Source organism: Thalassotalea eurytherma, from assembly GCF_030161415.1.
Taxonomy (GTDB): Bacteria; Pseudomonadota; Gammaproteobacteria; order Enterobacterales; family Alteromonadaceae; genus Thalassotalea_G; species Thalassotalea_G eurytherma.
On record NZ_BSSU01000003.1, the window covers coordinates 72,230 to 89,200 of the forward strand.

General features: G+C 37.8%; 15 protein-coding genes and 1 pseudogene. 9 read left to right on the plus strand and 7 right to left on the minus strand.

Annotated elements, in window-relative coordinates; all coding sequences use genetic code 11:
• Window positions 1–14: 14 nt before the first annotated feature.
• From QQK02_RS03045 to QQK02_RS03060, 4 genes and pseudogenes are all read right to left on the minus strand, one after another.
• Window positions 15–2,312, minus strand: a pseudogene (locus tag QQK02_RS03045) (fatty acid cis/trans isomerase).
• Between the two features lie 122 nt (window positions 2,313–2,434).
• On the minus strand, window positions 2,435–3,247 hold the full coding sequence (locus tag QQK02_RS03050) for a tetratricopeptide repeat protein (RefSeq protein ID WP_284206478.1): 813 nt from the start codon (window positions 3,245–3,247) through the stop codon (window positions 2,435–2,437).
• 126 nt (window positions 3,248–3,373) lie between these two features.
• Window positions 3,374–3,679, minus strand: a complete 306-nt coding sequence (locus QQK02_RS03055) for a DUF962 domain-containing protein (RefSeq protein WP_284206479.1) — start codon at window positions 3,677–3,679, stop codon at window positions 3,374–3,376.
• A 10-nt stretch (window positions 3,680–3,689) separates the two neighbouring features.
• The gene (locus QQK02_RS03060; RefSeq protein WP_284206480.1) at window positions 3,690–4,331 is read right to left on the minus strand and encodes a GNAT family N-acetyltransferase; all 642 of its coding nucleotides are present in this window, start codon (window positions 4,329–4,331) and stop codon (window positions 3,690–3,692) included.
• Window positions 4,332–4,464: 133 nt separating this feature from the next.
• On the opposite strand from QQK02_RS03060, the gene QQK02_RS03065 reads away from it, so the two are divergent.
• Window positions 4,465–4,698, plus strand: a complete 234-nt coding sequence (locus tag QQK02_RS03065; protein WP_284206481.1) for a DUF2789 family protein — start codon at window positions 4,465–4,467, stop codon at window positions 4,696–4,698.
• Here the strand turns inward: QQK02_RS03065 and QQK02_RS03070 are convergent, their stop codons facing one another.
• A complete protein-coding gene (locus QQK02_RS03070) occupies window positions 4,699–5,070 on the minus strand; it encodes a DUF3192 domain-containing protein (RefSeq protein ID WP_284206482.1) in 372 nt (123 codons plus the stop codon). It abuts the gene before it with no gap.
• A gap of 177 nt (window positions 5,071–5,247) precedes the next feature.
• Between QQK02_RS03070 and QQK02_RS03075 the strand changes: the two genes are divergently transcribed.
• Window positions 5,248–5,568 (plus strand): hypothetical protein, encoded by a 321-nt coding sequence (locus tag QQK02_RS03075; RefSeq protein WP_284206483.1) that lies wholly within the window; start codon window positions 5,248–5,250, stop codon window positions 5,566–5,568.
• Between the two features lie 6 nt (window positions 5,569–5,574).
• On the opposite strand, the gene syd is transcribed toward QQK02_RS03075, so the two are convergent.
• Window positions 5,575–6,147: a SecY-interacting protein gene (gene syd, locus QQK02_RS03080; protein WP_284206484.1), complete on the minus strand. Its 573-nt coding sequence runs from the start codon at window positions 6,145–6,147 to the stop codon at window positions 5,575–5,577.
• A gap of 49 nt (window positions 6,148–6,196) precedes the next feature.
• On the opposite strand from syd, the gene queF reads away from it, so the two are divergent.
• The gene (gene queF, locus QQK02_RS03085; RefSeq protein WP_284206485.1) at window positions 6,197–7,048 is read left to right on the plus strand and encodes an NADPH-dependent 7-cyano-7-deazaguanine reductase QueF; all 852 of its coding nucleotides are present in this window, start codon (window positions 6,197–6,199) and stop codon (window positions 7,046–7,048) included.
• A gap of 21 nt (window positions 7,049–7,069) precedes the next feature.
• Here queF and QQK02_RS03090 read toward each other — a convergent pair whose 3' ends face one another.
• Window positions 7,070–8,890: a M61 family metallopeptidase gene (locus QQK02_RS03090; protein ID WP_407705002.1), complete on the minus strand. Its 1,821-nt coding sequence runs from the start codon at window positions 8,888–8,890 to the stop codon at window positions 7,070–7,072.
• A 279-nt stretch (window positions 8,891–9,169) separates the two neighbouring features.
• Here QQK02_RS03090 and QQK02_RS03095 point away from each other — a divergent pair, with 279 nt between their 5' ends.
• The 6 genes from QQK02_RS03095 to QQK02_RS03120 all read left to right on the plus strand — a co-directional run bounded on the left by QQK02_RS03095 (window position 9,170) and on the right by QQK02_RS03120 (window position 16,971).
• Window positions 9,170–10,756: a GGDEF domain-containing protein gene (locus QQK02_RS03095; protein ID WP_284206487.1), complete on the plus strand. Its 1,587-nt coding sequence runs from the start codon at window positions 9,170–9,172 to the stop codon at window positions 10,754–10,756.
• A 46-nt stretch (window positions 10,757–10,802) separates the two neighbouring features.
• Entirely contained in the window at window positions 10,803–12,164 is a 1,362-nt protein-coding gene (ppnN, locus tag QQK02_RS03100; protein ID WP_284206488.1) for a nucleotide 5'-monophosphate nucleosidase PpnN, read from the plus strand.
• Window positions 12,165–12,167: 3 nt separating this feature from the next.
• Window positions 12,168–12,977, plus strand: a complete 810-nt coding sequence (xni, locus tag QQK02_RS03105; protein ID WP_284206489.1) for a flap endonuclease Xni — start codon at window positions 12,168–12,170, stop codon at window positions 12,975–12,977.
• 100 nt (window positions 12,978–13,077) lie between these two features.
• Window positions 13,078–13,455 (plus strand): DUF3192 domain-containing protein, encoded by a 378-nt coding sequence (locus tag QQK02_RS03110; protein ID WP_284206490.1) that lies wholly within the window; start codon window positions 13,078–13,080, stop codon window positions 13,453–13,455.
• A 236-nt stretch (window positions 13,456–13,691) separates the two neighbouring features.
• Entirely contained in the window at window positions 13,692–14,699 is a 1,008-nt protein-coding gene (locus QQK02_RS03115) for an isocitrate dehydrogenase (protein ID WP_284206491.1), read from the plus strand.
• Between the two features lie 130 nt (window positions 14,700–14,829).
• Window positions 14,830–16,971 carry a sensor domain-containing diguanylate cyclase gene (locus tag QQK02_RS03120; RefSeq protein WP_284206492.1) on the plus strand — a complete coding sequence of 714 codons (2,142 nt, stop codon included), beginning with the start codon at window positions 14,830–14,832 and terminating at the stop codon, window positions 16,969–16,971.

Consider the following 16,971-nt stretch of genomic DNA (forward strand, 5'->3'; position numbering starts at 1 on the left):
ATATCTCACGCTAATTATCTGTCTTGTAATCGGTTATAATCAAACAAACCGTATTCGATACCCTTATATTGCTTGGCAAGACGGTGTAGATCATCACTAAATTGCCAAAAATTAACATCGGTTCTTCGTATACCAAAGTGAGTGCGCAAGGTTTGGTAATCCTCCTCAGAATTAACCATACGTAATTGATTCACAAAGTGTCTTAGATTCTCTTCATCGGTATGCCATAACGCACCAGGGTAATCACCGATAAAGCCTGGCACAATTGTCAAGTTATCCTCATCGTAAGCACGTCTATCTTCTTCATTAAACATACTTAATATATTGTAATGCGCGCTATTTCTTAGCAGGCTGTAGGCACGTTTACTGCCATCATTGTTCGATACCATTAGCATAGATATTTCAGGCATTAGGTTAGCGGCTTTGGCTGGAACTTTATTGATTTTCGTTAACTCCATATGATCACGTGTTTCATCAAGATCAAAACGATGACTCAAAACCGGCGATAAATAATGTTTGATCATGGTAAGTAGCTCATCAAATGGCGCACTTGTTTTATAAGTAATGGATGTTTCCCTGTTTAATTGATACGCTTCATCCCTCAGAAACTTAATCGTTGGTGCACTTGCGTCTCGATACCAGTACTTACGCAAGGCTTGTCGGCTTTCCTTCGGCAATAACGAGAGAAAGTTATTTTCCCCTTCCATTCGTAAATAATCCATATACGCTCTTGTATTAAACTGATGCCCAACATTTCCGTATACATCAAAACCAGCGACTAATAAATAGTGAATTCTTTCGAGCAACGCATAATCAATTAACCATGCGGTTTTGGGCGTTTCGCCAATAAGCCCCTTTTCTACCGTAGCACTATCAAAGTGCCTAAAAATGGTTAACGATGCATTCTTATTGTAGCCATCACCTTGCCAGATAAGCTGCAAATCAGTTTTTACGCCTTTATACTCTTTATTAATAAGTTTTTGTTTAGCCTTTAAATAGTCACTTTGAGCGCCGGCATACTTGAACCAATTGGTTACTGTAAGCGCATTAGATTCACTTTCAGCAGGCAATCGTAAATTGTTGGTTTGTTTTGCTAAAAACTGATTTACTTTTTCACTCGAAAAATAATTTGGGTCGACAAAAAATACCCACAACCTATCATTGATTACACTCAAGGCGGTTTGCCCCCGACAAACAGGACCTTTGATGAAACCCATAATCGTAAATTGTGCTTCATCGAGCATGAATTGGTACTTCGATTGGGTCGGTATTTGTTCAAACGCTTTAAACGGATTTGACGCTGTTTTTGATTTATAACTAGGGAAGTTAAAGACGTTGTATTTAGGCGCTAAAAACAACTCGGTAATACGTGCCATACGAGAGGTGTTAAGCGCTAACGGTAAATGTGTTTTTAAAAGCACACTGCCACGCTCTTGCCATAAACGATAGTAGAAGGATTTAACGCCTGGATCATCATAAGGCCTGCGGGTTGAAATAATATCGATAGGCTCGCCCGGTGGCGTTTTTGAACGCACTAATCTAAAAAAAATGGGGTCACCATTAGCGGCTACTTCATCAAAATAAATATGAGCCAAAAACCAATGCTCGTATATATAACGAGCAACTAATCGTTGCTTTTTAGATTGTTGATTAAGAAATAACTCCCAGCGATTGATTTGTGTTTTAAGTGCTTCATCTAAAGGTGCTCGTTCATCATAGCTTGCCCCGTTTTCCAATCAAGATGTCATTGTTGAAAATTCATCACCAGATAAAGCAGGTAAACCATAAGGCATGCCTGCTAGTGGTTGTTTCTTTATCATTTTGTCATATTCATTTTTAGACGGGCAGGTTTGCGCTCGGTTTAAAGAAAAATCAAAACTGTCACCTAAAATGGGGGCTTGTGGCAAGGGCTTCAATTGTTTCTGTAATAAGGTTCGATATAGCAAGCTAGAATGGGGATCGCTGCCGTTTTCATTTAAGACGGCGTTGAAACCTCTTTCTCGCCATTGTTCTTTAGTATGAGCGTCAATAAATAAACGTTGAGGCGTTGTCGCTATAGGCCTAGCACCTTGATAGGTAACCTCTTTACTGAGTCCTCTCTCTATTCCTTCGACAGATGACAACTTTAGCTGACAAGGCGCGTCATAACAGCCATGGCAAACAGTACAACGGTTATCTAAAATGGGTTTAACATCTTGATAAAAGTCAATCGGTGAATTTCTTACAGCGCTATCTTGTGCCTGAACAAGCAAGGAAAAGGGGAAATTGAATAACAACGCCGCTAGCATTAGTACAAAAAATTTTCTCATCATCTGTGCCTCAGAATTGAACTCGTTTACAAAGTTAGCTGAAAACCTTTGATTACTAAATTAAAACCGGTTGTTGGTTACAAAAAAAACAGCCCGCAGGCTGTTTATTTAGTTAAAGCAAACGACTAATTAGAGTATGAATATGCCGAAGTAATATTGAAAAACGTATCCGTTGCTTGACCATTTAAACGTGTTTGATAACAGCTAATCTGCTCTTCACAAGTTTGCCCTTGGAATCGAGAGCCCGTCGTTTTTTTACGTTTTTTAAACATCACAAGTTGCTCATCAAAACGTGACTCTAAAGGTGGAGAGTTGATTGTAATGACTTCCATATTCGTTGACGGCCATTCAAAACTGCCATCGTCAGCTTTTTTCATTGGTTTTTTATTCATCTGTTTTGTTAACAAAGGAAAATTTGACGCATGCTTTTTCAGATCATCATCTACGCTAGTTAATAAATCAGGTAAACGTGGATCACTCTGTTTATAAGCCTTAGCTAAATATAAGTCTGCTTTTTCATAGTCATGCTTAATAAATTTATCATTAACATATAAAGTACCCAGTAAGAAATTTGAGTCTTTATAATTAGACTTAGCGACTTTTTCTAAGTATTTAACCGCCTTTTTGTAATCTTTGTTTTCTTCACTAAGCAATGAAATAGCACCCACTAAATATTGAGATGACTTTTCACCTTTTCGAGCTGCCTTTTCTAAATACTTTAAGGCTTTATCTTCATTTTTTTCAGTGCCGTAGCCGACATAATAAAACTGCCCCAACGTTGCCATAGCTCGCAAGTGACCACCTTTAGCGCCTCTTTTAAACTTATTGAAATACTCAACACAGGCATCTGATTGACACGCTTCTAATTGTTCAGCATTAGATTGAGGCACAAGCAAAAGTAGCCCCAAAGCCGTAACAACGGAAAGTAAATTTTTCATAGATTAATCCTTTAATAGTTATCTATAACGCAGTTAACAAACCCCAAGTTAACAACATGTTAACCACTCAACGTAAATAACATAGCTGAATTAATTAACGAGTACAAATTATAAACAACAACTTATTTATTTTAGTTTCCCTGTCAGAAAGTCCCATAACATTCGCCAATCACCTAAAAAGCTATACCAAGGGTATTGGAAGGTTGCAGGTTCGTTTTTTTCAAAAAAGAAATGACCTATCCATGCGCAGCCATAACCACCTAACAAACCATATAATAGATAAATTAACTCGCCATGCTTAACACATAGGCTCAAGCAAAATAAGGCAATCGCACTACCGAGGTAGTGCAAAGAACGGCAAACACCATTGCCGTGTTGAGAAAGGTAAAACGGATAGAACTCTTCAAAAGATTGATATTTTTTATCACTCATTATACACCTGCTATGAATGTCGGTAGTGAACCATTAAGGCACCGTCAACCTTACCAAAAGACAGCTCTTTGACCACTTGATAGTCAACATCGTTAAAAAACTCTCGGTATTTTTGCATCGTCGCGAACACTGCGACACCTTCACTCAACGGATGCTCTTGTAAAATGGTATCCACTGCAGCCATGAGGTAATGACCAAAGCCATGATGTTGATGCAATGGGTGTATCGCAATAAAAGACAACATATGGAAATGTTTCATAGGCACCGCCGCTATAATCGTCTTTTCTTTTTCAATCATTTGCTTAGTACTTAAAAATCCAGCACCAAGTAACATTTTTAAGCGCCAATGCCAAAAACGTTCAGATTCAACGGTTTTATCTGGGCTATTTAAACAAGCCACACCAACCATTGCTTCATTTAAATACAAGCCGACGATAGGTTGTTTTGATTGCCAGAAGGCTGAAAGCTCTTCACGTATCGCCGCCCGTAATCGTTGTTCATACTCATCCTTTTCCCCATTAAAGATTTCTAAAAATAATGGATCATCATGATATGCTTGATACAAAAGCGATGCGGCTATTTTTAAATCTTCCGCACTTAGGTATTCGGCTCTAATTTCTGGTTTATCTTGTGCCACGGCTTCGCTACTCATTGAGACTCCTTCCAACACGATTGTTATATTTTTTATAAAACAACCATAAAGCTTGTTTGATTTTTGGTCAATTGTATTTATTGATCTATGGCAAACCAAACTATACTAATTAGAAATTATTTGGGAGATTGTTATGGACCGCTCATCGCACACATTAGCGTGCTTATTTGCACAATTAGGGCTTAATAATAGTGACGAACAAATAACACAGTTTATTGAACAGAACAGAGGAATAGCTGATGAAGTCGTCATATATGAGGCGACAATTTGGAATAGTGCTCAGGCTTCCTTTTTACAAGAAGCCCTTGCACAAGATTCAGATTGGGCAGAAATAGTGGATAGCTTAGACGCCCAACTTAGGCATTAATTAAATTTGCGCTAGCGCCATTTCGCCCCAGCTCTTTAATAAACCACCTTTAAAAATTAATGGCGTACATTCGTCTTTCGTTGTTAAACCATCTTTGTGTTTACGTTGAGTACGGTAGTAAAGTACTTGGATAGTCTCATCATTTTTTTCATATGTTTCGTTAAATTCTGCAATACCTAAGCGGTTAATAACTTCAGCATATGTTGTGTCAATGCGCAAATTAGCGATTTGTTGTCTGTTGTTATACTCTTCACCTTTATGGCTTGTTGAACTATAACCATCAAAATCATCATCACCGATATTAATTGAACACGCAGATAACCCCATAACTAAAGGTGTGACAACTGCGATAACTAAAAGTGATTTTTTCATAAATATTCATCCTAAACTTTGTTTTCTTTTATTGATAACCTTCTTCAGCAATTCATTGACCAACTTTTTAAGTTATTGTTTTAAATAAATAATATATTTTATTTCTAAAATAACTGCTGAAACGAATAGTCAATTTCGCTAAAATATAACGAATTACCAAATGATAAATTAATAAATATGACCAACATTGAAGAAATAATCATCACGGCAAATCGCATTGCCAACGAAGGAAGAAAACCCAGTGTAGCCTTAGTTAAAGGCCGATTAACTCAATCAACACCCTTACCTGTTATCATTTCCACCTTGAAGACATGGCAACATCAGCCAGATTATACTGATGTTAAAGGTGCGAGTTTAGTTAAGAAAGAACAACCGAAGGACAACGAAAACGATGCTATCGCTGCTCAAATTACCAAAGCGGTCAATAAGGCTATTGAACCACTACAAGAAGAAATTAAACAATTGAAAATTGAAATGGCTAAATTACAAACCAAATAGCCTTATTTACTGTGGTGGAGCAACATAACTCTCTAGCATGTTAACGAATGCTAACATGCTATCGGCTACTTTTTTATGAGGTAGCTTACCAACTTTTTCCGCCCAAACTTCGCCAGTTTCGTTATCAACAGATAGAATGATGTCTTCTTGATCTGTAACAGCAAAAAATATCGTTATCGGCTGTTTTAACTTCTGTTTCATCAAAACATGGCCGATAACGTTGCGCTGTAGTCGCTCAAAATCTTCTTCATTCCAAGCAAATAGTAACTCAAGAACACCATCTTCCGTTTTCGCAGGCACTGGCTCAGAATAGATAGTCGTAAAATACTCAATAACCGTTGGGTGCAATTTAATACCTAAGGCTTCTTCAACGTTAGCAAAGCTATGAACATTTTTCATTTCAGCCGGTTGCCAGTAATCGTTTTCATCATCGCGTTCACCACATAAACATGGTGACAGCCATTGGTCATCCTTTTCTATGTATGGTTTGTGACCATAAACTTGCTCACATTTCGCAATAAATTGGTTAGCAAATTCAAAGATAGGCTGAAATAACGGATTTGATGATTTCATCGACATTAAAGATCCTTTAAAATACTCAGTTAAGTATATTGATATGAAGATTGTGATGACCACATATAAAAACGCAAAGGCACTTGAGGGTCTGACACTTGGAAAAACAACAGATTATGCCAGTGAATATAACCCAAATTTACTGCAAGGTGTACCCAGAAGTTTAAACCGAGCTCAACTAAGCCTTACTAATGATGCTTTACCTTTTTATGGTGAAGATGTTTGGTATGGCTATGAATTGTCTTGGTTAAACCCTAAAGGTAAGCCAGTTGTCGCTGTTGCTGAATTTCGTGTGCCAGCAATCAGTGAAAACATTGTTGAATCAAAGTCATTTAAACTCTACCTTAATAGCTTTAATCAAAGCAGATTTGAGTCACATGACGCTGTTAAAAACCTACTTTGTAGCGATTTATCGGCGATTGCAAAATCCCCTGTTTCAGTTACGTTGTTTACTGTTGATGATTGCCCTGCGCTAGATATTAAACACCATGATGCCGTGTGTATCGATGAACATGATATTAGTGTTGATGATTACCAATTCAATGATGCCTTTTTAAATGAACTTCATGGTGAAAATGCGACATTTAAAAAAGAAGTACTGGTGAGCCACTTATTAAAATCAAACTGTTTAATCACCAACCAGCCAGACTGGGCAAGTGTCTACATTAGTTATAGTGGCAAAGAAATTAAACAAGCGGCATTACTTCAATACTTGATTTCATTTCGCCAACATAATGAATTCCATGAACAATGTGTTGAGCGAATATATACCGACCTACAAAAGTTTGGTGAATTTAAAAAGTTAAGTGTTTTCGCGCGCTATACACGCCGTGGTGGATTAGATATCAATCCCTTTAGAAGCTCATTTGAACAACAAGCACCAAATGCTAGAACCTTACGCCAATAAAGGCGTAAGGTATTTTCCTACTTAAGCTTTAGGAAACTTCATTCCCGTCCAAGCTTTAAAGAATTGCTTTTGTTTTCTCGACGGCTTCTCTACCAATTTAATCGATAAAGTACCTTCAGGTAATGCACCTAAGGTAATGTTTTTATGCATTAACTGATCTCGTCTAAAAAAGCTAACGTGTATGGTTTGCTCTGGCGCAAAGTTCTTTAATCGTTTATTCAGATCTTTATCAGCCATTCTTAAACCATCAACAGCAACGATAATATCATCAGTTGTAAAACCCGACTGCCAAGCAGGGCTATTTTTCTCAACAGCGGTAACCGTCAAGCCACCTGGCGTTGGCTTTGTTGAAATACCTGTCCAAGCGTTAACTTTTTCATTCTTGCCATAGGTAATTTTCAAGCCAGCTTTAGCAAGTAGCTTGTCAAAATCAGGTTGAGGTGTGCCATGTACATTTTCTTGCCACCAAGATTCATATGACTTACCGGTAACGTCTCGTAAGATTGTCAGCACATCTTGTTCATTAAAGCTTTTCGGAAGCGCGAAATCTTTCGACAATGCGTTATGAACGTCACGATAGCTTTTCTTGCCTTTTGTGTCTTCTATAATGGCAAAGTCAAGCAACCATGAAACTAGGTAACCTTCAGAATAGATATTAACGCTATGATTCTTACCATAATCACCGCCTTCATCTATCCATTTATCAAAACTTGTTTGTGCAACACTTTGGCTGTCTCTACCAGGTTTGCGCATAAAACCGTTGACTCGTTTTGATACACGTTTTAAATACTCTGGCACTGTCATAATATCAGCACGTACAAGTAATTGATTCTGGAAGTAACTTGTCGAGCCCTCAGATAACCAAAGTAAATTTGAGTAGTTTTCAGCTTGATAATTATAAGGAACCAACCCTTCAGGTCGATACTGTTTAACATTCCACGTATGAACAAATTCATGAGAAGCTGTTGATAAGAAACTCAAGTAGTCGTCACGTGAATTGAAGGCGTAACGGTTACGTTGAATGATTGTCGAATTTAAATGTTCTGTTGCACCTCTAGCCCCACTCGTTGCATGAACCATAAAGACATAACGTTCATACGGATAATCAGACCAAATAGCAGGGCCTTGTTGAACAAGTTTTTTAAGATCGCGCACCATGTCCTGCTCTACGTAATTGCCCTCTCCCCATATCGCAAGTTCGTATTCACGACCGTCAACGGTAAACTCGTGATGTTTTAATTCACCTGTTTCAATTGGTGAGTCAACCAAAACGTCATAATTTGGCGCAATAAACTGATGTTCATTTTCGCCAAAAGCTAACCCAGAAACACTGCGCCAACCTTCTGGCACGTTGAGACTAATTGAGTGTTGTTCATCTCGTGTTTCATCACTATACATAACTACGGCAGACGCATCTAAGAATGCGTGGCTATCATCAATATGGCGTGTTCGTTTACCTAATTGATTCGCATATAATTGATAACTAACGGTCACGCTTTTATTTGCTACATCTTCAATCAGCCAAGTATCTTTCGCTGACTTTGACCAAGTAAGGTGCTGCCCTTCACTATCAGTAACAGAAAGGGCTCGAATACCATTCGCTAAGTTTAAAATTTCGTAGCGTCCCGTGCGCCACACAGGCAATTGCAACTGCATTTGTTGCCTATCCGATGGGTCGAATGTTATCGAAATAGTTGATAAATGGTGCTCTGGTTTATCAATATTAATATCAACGAGAACATCGGCAAATGCCGATGGAGATAGAGCTGCCAAGCAATAGGTAAATGCAAGAAGATGCTTTTTATGTGGTTTTAACGAAGAAAAGTTGAAAAGTCGGGTCATATATATTTAATGAGTGAATTTGAATCCTTCTATTCTAAACATAGAAAGACTAATTTATAAGTAAAAAAACGGTTGATAAATCAAAAACTAAATACATTATTTTTTTAATATAATTTTCAAATATATTACTAATAATGTCGTATACTAGATAATTATGATTAACCGCATCAGGCGTAAGCATAATACGTTGGCGCTTGCTGTTACCCAGTAAACATGATAATTACACTATCATTATTCGTAATAAGAATAACTTTGTAGAGAAAAGGAACATCTTTCCGTATGAATTCAGACGCCGTTGAAGCAGGACAATTAAAAAGACTCCAAGAAAGACTCGACTCCGCTATTGGCTCACGCGCATCGTTAGAAGAAGATCTTAAGTCTCAATCCTCTTTATTCCTCCAATTCATTGATAAATTATCTCGCGTTTGCAAAGGGATGGATTTAGAGCTGGATAACAAACTGGCTAACTTTCGCTCTCTCATCAATAAATCAGAACCTATTGAGGTTATTGAAGAGCACATCAAAACAATTTCCGTGCTGTTAAAGCAACAAGCAACGAAGAATGATATTAATATTCGATTAGTACATGAAAAGTTTGTTGAAGCCAGTACCTCCCTGCAAAAATCTAAGGGTTTACCGCCACAAACAAGAAGGCAATTGCGTGACCTGATCAATGAAACAGGTGACGGTAAAGATACATTAATTCAATATATGCCAGTGCTTAGCGAGCTTCTTGAGTTATATAATCAAGCAATTAGCACGAGAGAAGAAATACCCAAACAAGGTTTACTTAACAGCCAGCCAACCGCTGCGACAAATATTAGTGCCGTTAGTATAGATCAAGCACTACTTGATAAAGTGATAGAGTCGATAAATAAGCTATCGCTATCAGCTCGTTACCAGCAGCAACTCAGTCAACTTAAAGAGCAAATCAACCAAAGCGATAATGCCGACGACATTATTAATTCAATCGTTAATGCATTTTCATTGATTGCCTCTGATTTAAAAGAAGAGCGAGACACAGCCAAAACCTTTTTATCTTCATTAAGTAATACCTTAACAACAGTGCAAAACGCTGTTAGTTCTACGTTGTCAGAAAATGATGTCAATATGAAGAAACATCATGAATTAAACACTGCGTTAAACAATAAATTAGATGAAATATCAGAATCAGTTGATGTCTCTGAATCACTGGTACAGGTAAAAGATGAGATTAGTACGAAACTGCTGTCTATCGCTGGCATCATTGAGAAAAAAGTCGATGTAGAAAAAGACAGCCACTCGCGTTTAGAAAAGAAACTAAAAGCGATGGAAGCAAAAGTTAAACAACTTGATAGCGAAAGTAAAAATTTTGAAAGAAAGCTACATAAGCAAATTCAGAAAAATTTTACCGACCCATTAACTAAATTAGGAAATAGAGCAGCATTCGATGACGCAATGAGTAAGATCATTGCCGCCCCCAGTAGTAGCAAAGCTGCTATTGTTGTCATGGATCTCGATAACTTTAAAAACATCAACGACACCTTTGGCCACACAGCCGGCGATAAAACGCTACAAGTTATCGCCAACACACTACAATCTGCCATCTCAAAAGGTACTTTTGCTGCTCGCTATGGTGGGGAAGAGTTCGTATTGATCTACAAAAACATTGAGCAAGAAGCACTGGAAGCAGAACTGAACAACGTTAGGACAAAAATTGCTCGCCTTCCGTTTAAATTCAAAAACAAAAAAGTCAGCATTACCGTTTCTGTTGGTGCGACTCACATCAGACATGACGACAATGTCTTTATTAGCTTTGAACGCGCTGATAAAGCCATGTATCAAGCAAAGACAACAGGTAAAAACAAAGTCATATACGACGCATAACATTCTGTTACTTATGCGTTTTTACTGGCCTGTTAAGGAGTAGTTTATGCACATTCAAGTAAATCCAGTAGGCAGTATGCGCCTACTTTCACACTTAGAAATTCAGTTACTTCAAAAACAAACTGACGAAACTCTTTATGAGCTTTACAAAAACTGCTCACTCGCTGTATTAAACGCCGGCAGTAATACAGATAACGCAGAAGAGATCTTTGATAAATACTCAAATTTTAATATCGAGGTGATCAAACGAGAACGAGGCATCAAAATAGCTTTGAGCAATCCACCGGAAGACGCCTTCGTTGATGGCAAAATAATCAAAGGGATCAAAGAGCATTTAAGTGCTGTATTGCGCGATATTATCTATACCAATTTCCGCTACGTTAATGTCAACTCACCAAAATCTATATCACCTAGTGACAAAAATACCCACATCGTATTTGATATTTTGCGTAATGCGAAAGCGATAAAACCAGAAACCGACGCTAACCTTATAACATGCTGGGGCGGCCACTCAATTAACCCGAATGAGTACAAATATACCAAACAAGTTGGTTATGAACTTGGTTTAAGAAAGTTCAATATTTGTACTGGCTGTGGCCCTGGCGCAATGAAGGGACCAATGAAAGGGGCTAATATCGGCCATGCTAAGCAACGTATATCTAGTGGACGTTATATCGGGCTTACAGAACCTAGCATTATTGCTGCTGAACCACCTAACCCAATCGTTAACGAATTGGTGATCATGCCGGATATTGAAAAGCGGTTAGAAGGTTTTGTTCGTTTATCTCACGGTATTATTATTTTCCCTGGTGGCCCAGGTACAGCAGAAGAATTACTTTATATTTTAGGTATTTTATTACACCCTAGTAACGCTCAGCAAAAGCTCCCTATTATTTTAACGGGGCCAAAAGAAAGTAAGCAATACTTTGAAGATATTGATAGCTTTATTGGTGAAACGCTAGGTCGACAAGCTCAGGCCCTTTACCAAATCATTATTGATGATCCAAAAGCCGTTGCACAAAGCCTAAAACAGAGTTTAACTGATGTTATGGCTTATCGATGTAAAACAGGCGACGGTTTTCACTTTAATTGGTCGCTACATATAGATGACGAGTTTCAACAGCCTTTTGAGCCTTCACATCAAAACATGGCAAATCTAGCGATTGAACAGGCTTTACCTGTGCAAACTTTAGCAGCGAATCTTCGATGCGCCTTTTCAGGCATAGTTGCGGGGAACGTTAAGGCGGAAGGCGTTAAATCGATTAGAGAAAATGGCCCATTTGCTATCTCTGGCCAAAAAGAAATTATGCATCGAGTCGACAAGCTGTTACAGTCTTTTGTAAAACAACAACGAATGAAGTTACCCGGCTCTACCTATACGCCGTGCTACAAAATTGTAGGAGAATAATGAGTGTCAGCGCATGTAGTCTTAATTGATGCATTAAATTTAATTCGTCGTATTTATGCCGTTCAAGAAAGGCCATTTTTATTTAATGGCGAACTCGCGCCTAACACTCAACAGCAAGTTTTGCACAATACCGTGCAAGCTTGCTTCCAAGCCCTTCAAAATATCCTTGCGCAACTTGAGCCAAGCCATGCGCTAGTCGTTTTTGACAGTGAAAAGCCATGTTTTCGCTACGCCCTCTACCCAGATTACAAAAAAGGTAGAGCAAAAATGCCTAGTCACTTAGCCCAACAAATGAATAAAATCCAAGATAGTTTTCTGGCGTTAGGCGTAGATTCACTCGAGCCTGATGAAGATGAAGCTGATGATGTTATTGCGACACTATCAGTCAAGGTAGCGTTAAGAAATCAACACACTACCATTGTTTCAACCGATAAAGCATTTTTAAGTATTATCAATGAAAACATCAAAGTATACGATTACTTTAATCGTCGTTATTTAGATGAGATATACGTTAAAGACAAGTTTCAAGTTACGCCCGATAAATTACTCGACCTATGGACTTTAACTGGCGATACGACCAATAAAATTCCTGGTGTGGCTGGCATTGGACAAGTAACAGCAGCTCAATTGCTCGATGAATATGGCTCTTTAGCGGCTGTAAAAAATGCGCCTCAATTAAAACCAGCGATAAAGAGAAAGTTAGAAGAAAACCAATCGCAAATGGAGTTAAGTAGGAAATTATTAACCCTCAAGCAAGACATCCCACTTGGTTTTAACCTTAAAGATATACGCTTGAATCTAGCACAAGCCTAAGAAAACGTAAAAATCTTGTTAATATGTATTTCAAGGGCTTTTCAAACTCATGACTAACGGCTATTCTATAGCTTGAATTTTCCCAGCTTTCTCAAAAAAAATGAATAAAAAAGTCGTTTCCCTAATAGCATTAGCGCTTGTTTCTTATGGTATTTTCGTCGCATTAGTGGTTACGTTCTACGACGACAACCCAACCAACATGAAATGGGAAGATCGTGAAGAATTTAATCGTCAGTACATAGGTAAACTGCAACTTGAGCAATTTTCATTTGAACAAGCATTAACTGATTTAGGCAGCCCTGACCTTACCGAAGCGAAAAAACGAGATAGTGGTAATTATCAAGTGATGTTTTATCGTACTCACCATGTCAAATCTGATGGTATTACAACAATAGAAGAATGCACTGCACTATTATTTAAAGACGGCACGCTTACCGGCATCGGCAAGAGTGCCCACGAGATGTTCCAACAGCTTTAAATCTACTCTCCAGGCTCTACTTTTTAAGCCTTTGTTAAAAACTTAGTGATTTATCATTAAGCCTCTATACTTTATCAATATATGAATTCAACATGTAATCGAGTGTGAAAAATTTCATACTAGATTACATGGCTTTTGCATGATATAAAGCATCGCAATTGTAGTGGTTAGACCATTACGTCAATCACTACTCGTTCTTCTAGCAAATATGCTAACAGCAAATTAAAGGTAAAATAATGGCTAAACAAACTATCACAGTCATCCCAGGCGATGGCATCGGTCCAAGCATTATCGATGCAACTCTTAAAGTTCTAGACAAAGCAGGTTGTGATTTTGAATATGAGTTTGCTGACGCGGGTTTAACAGCACTAGAAAAGCACGGTGAGCTTGTTCCTGAAGAAACGATTAAGTTAATAGAAAAAAACAAAATCACATTAAAAGGCCCATTAACAACGCCAGTTGGTGAAGGTTTCACCTCTATCAACGTTACGTTACGTAAGCAGTTTCAATTATATGCAAACGTTCGCCCGGTATTGTCATTTAAAGGCACAAAAGCACGTTACGAAGACATTGATATCATTACTATTCGTGAAAACACACAAGGTATGTACTCAGGTTTAGGACAAACAGTTACTAAAGACGGTGCCCATGCAGAAGCTATGAGTTTGATTACTCGTGAAGGTGCTGAACGTATAGTTGAGTTTGCATATGAAACAGCCCGCAAAGAAGGCCGTAAGAAGGTAACGGCAGTTCATAAAGCAAATATATTAAAATCAACATCAGGTTTATTTTTGAAAGTAGCCCGTGAAGTTGGTGAGCGTTACCCTGATATTGAATCAAGTGAAATGATCGTTGATAACTGTTGTATGCAATTGGTTATGAACCCTGAGCAATTCGACGTTATCGTTACCACCAACCTATTTGGCGATATTTTATCTGATCTGTGTGCAGGTTTAGTTGGCGGTTTAGGTATGGCACCTGGTGCTAACATTGGTCAAGACTGTGCAATATTTGAAGCCGTGCACGGTAGTGCACCAGATATTGCAGGTAAAAACCTAGCTAACCCTACCTCGGTTATTCTTGCTGCTATTCAGATGCTTGAGTACTTAGACATGGGTGATAAAGCCAATAACATTAGAAATGCAGTAAAGGATGTTATTGAATCAGGCGATAGAACCACACGAGATTTAGGTGGTGAGCATGGTACAACAGATTTTACTGACGCCGTTATTGAAAGGCTTTAACTAAATCAAAAAAACCGGCATAAGCCGGTTTTTTTATGCCTTGAATGTTTAAATTTATCCGCTTAATTTTTTGCATTTAAGGTACAAAACAATTTATGATAAAAAACATAAACAATAAATAGTTAAGTAGATGTTAACAAAAGAAAAATTAATCAATAAGTTAAAAAGTCCTGAACTGTACCTTTATGGGTTATTGTTCGGTTGTTTGGGCGCGATAACAAATATCTATTTGACATTCGATTTATACGGTCAGCTTACCTTACACCTTGGTCAAAGCTTTGTATTGTTTTGTTTACTTAGTCGTGGCTTTTCCTGCGCTTTGATAGCCGCGGCAATCACTAATGGTTCATTGTGGTATTTAACCGATAACCCCTACTTTTTTCTCACACTTAATTTAGAACTCCTCTTTCTTGGCTTAATGTTAAGAAAGAAGTTTTGGCTACTCAGCGCTGATATTATTTATTGGTTACTCATCGGCTTACCTATAACCTACACTATTTTACTGTTCGCTAACTTGCCAGCTGACTTTAACATCATGATTTTGAGCAAACAGCTTTTGAACGGTGTTATGTATACCATTATTGCGATTGCCTTAAATTATTTCGCCCCTCAAGTTACGACATCAAGCTTACCGGATAGAAAAAGAGAGCCTTTATCCAAAATTATCTTTAGGCTAAGTGTTGTAACGATTGTATTACCAAGCCTAATTATCGCGTTATCGTTAACGCAGAAATCTGTTAGTCAGTTTGAAAGAACAACCGTTGATAAATTATTTAATCACGCGACTGAGCTTGAGACCATTATCGAACAATATATTGTCCGTCACCAAGTCGCTATTGATGCGTTGGCAAGCACGCTAAACTATCAATTATCAACTGATGAGCAACAAAAACTATTAAATAATTATCTAGCCCTTTACCCTGGCTTTATTTCAATGCTAATTGCTAACAGTCAGGCTGAAGTTACCCATGGCGCGCCAAATAGCTTTTACCAAAACTATCTCAAGCTACCAAAAAATGAGCATTTAGTAACCGACCGAGAATATTTCAAATACCCTAAAGAAACATTAACGCCCTATATTTCAAAAGTATTTCAAGGTAGAGGTTTTGGCTCTGATATGATTATTGGTATCAGTAGCCCAATCATCATAAATGATGAATTTCAAGGTATTGCGGAAGGCTCACTTAACTTACCCAAATTTGGTGAATTTGAATATGAGTTATTAGGTGATAACCCGAATGAATTTATTTTAATTTTAGATTCAAATAAGAAAGTTATTTACCAATCAATGCCTGAAAAAGAAATGGTTGATGGCTTTTTCGAGGCATTAACTCAAGAGCGTGCCCCTAACGCAAAACCATTCGAGATTGTAATTGACGGTAAAAAGTATCTTTACCAAGTAACTGAGAATGAAAGAGGTTGGCAGCTGTTTGTGTTCCAGTCATCAGACGTTATTACAACACTCATTACTGATAATTTTTATGTTGTACTTTTAAGTTTATTCACCATTATTGTGTTATTCCTATTTTTAGCTCGCACCGTATCAGAACGGCTAACAACACCATTAGTCCAATTTATTGAGCAATTTAGCCAACTTGATAAAGGCATGAAAGTAAACTTACCGGCAGACAGCCCTGCCGAGTTTGCGTTTTTAACAAAGAAAATTAATCACGCACATAACCTACAACGTAATTATCAACAACACTTGGCCAGTGAAGTAGAAGAAAAGACCAAACAGTTACAGCACCTCAATTTTGAACTGGAACTTAAAGCACGCACCGATGGCTTAACAGGCCTTTTAAACCGTAACAGCTTTGATGAATTAGCAGAGAATAGTTTTCAACTTTCACAACGAGAGAAACTACCTTGCGCGATTGCAATGTTAGACATAGATCATTTTAAAAAAGTAAATGATCTATACGGCCATCTAACCGGTGATACCTGTATTATTACCTTAGCTGAAAAGCTCAAAGCTCACTTCAAACGCAACACCGATTTAATAGCGCGTTTCGGCGGTGAAGAATTTATTGTTTTTGTTAAAGGTGATGAGCAGCAAATCAATGAAAAGTTTGAATCGTATAGAAAGCTCATTGAAAAAGAGATTTTCACGCATGAAGAAACGTTATTTCAAATTACTGTCAGTATAGGTGTTTGCCACCTTTCACCCAATGCGACAATTAAACTTGTTGAAGCTGTAAACCTTGCAGATGAGCAACTTTACCACAGTAAAGCAAATGGTAGAAACCAGTTAACCGGTCAGAAAATCAGTTAA

Excerpts from the sequence above, each read along its gene's own strand:
- QQK02_RS03115 (WP_284206491.1), top strand. The coding sequence starts at position 13,692 with ATGGCTAAACAAACTATCACAGTCATCCCAGGCGATGGCATCGGTCCA.
- QQK02_RS03070 (WP_284206482.1), bottom strand. The coding sequence starts at position 5,070 with ATGAAAAAATCACTTTTAGTTATCGCAGTTGTCACACCTTTAGTTATG.
- ppnN (WP_284206488.1), top strand. The coding sequence starts at position 10,803 with ATGCACATTCAAGTAAATCCAGTAGGCAGTATGCGCCTACTTTCACAC.
- QQK02_RS03110 (WP_284206490.1), top strand. The coding sequence starts at position 13,078 with ATGAATAAAAAAGTCGTTTCCCTAATAGCATTAGCGCTTGTTTCTTAT.
- QQK02_RS03095 (WP_284206487.1), top strand. The coding sequence starts at position 9,170 with ATGAATTCAGACGCCGTTGAAGCAGGACAATTAAAAAGACTCCAAGAA.
- QQK02_RS03060 (WP_284206480.1), bottom strand. The coding sequence starts at position 4,331 with ATGAGTAGCGAAGCCGTGGCACAAGATAAACCAGAAATTAGAGCCGAA.
- QQK02_RS03090 (WP_407705002.1), bottom strand. The coding sequence starts at position 8,890 with ATGACCCGACTTTTCAACTTTTCTTCGTTAAAACCACATAAAAAGCAT.
- QQK02_RS03065 (WP_284206481.1), top strand. The coding sequence starts at position 4,465 with ATGGACCGCTCATCGCACACATTAGCGTGCTTATTTGCACAATTAGGG.
- QQK02_RS03055 (WP_284206479.1), bottom strand. The coding sequence starts at position 3,679 with ATGAGTGATAAAAAATATCAATCTTTTGAAGAGTTCTATCCGTTTTAC.
- QQK02_RS03050 (WP_284206478.1), bottom strand. The coding sequence starts at position 3,247 with ATGAAAAATTTACTTTCCGTTGTTACGGCTTTGGGGCTACTTTTGCTT.
- syd (WP_284206484.1), bottom strand. The coding sequence starts at position 6,147 with ATGTCGATGAAATCATCAAATCCGTTATTTCAGCCTATCTTTGAATTT.
- queF (WP_284206485.1), top strand. The coding sequence starts at position 6,197 with ATGACCACATATAAAAACGCAAAGGCACTTGAGGGTCTGACACTTGGA.
- QQK02_RS03120 (WP_284206492.1), top strand. The coding sequence starts at position 14,830 with ATGTTAACAAAAGAAAAATTAATCAATAAGTTAAAAAGTCCTGAACTG.
- QQK02_RS03075 (WP_284206483.1), top strand. The coding sequence starts at position 5,248 with ATGACCAACATTGAAGAAATAATCATCACGGCAAATCGCATTGCCAAC.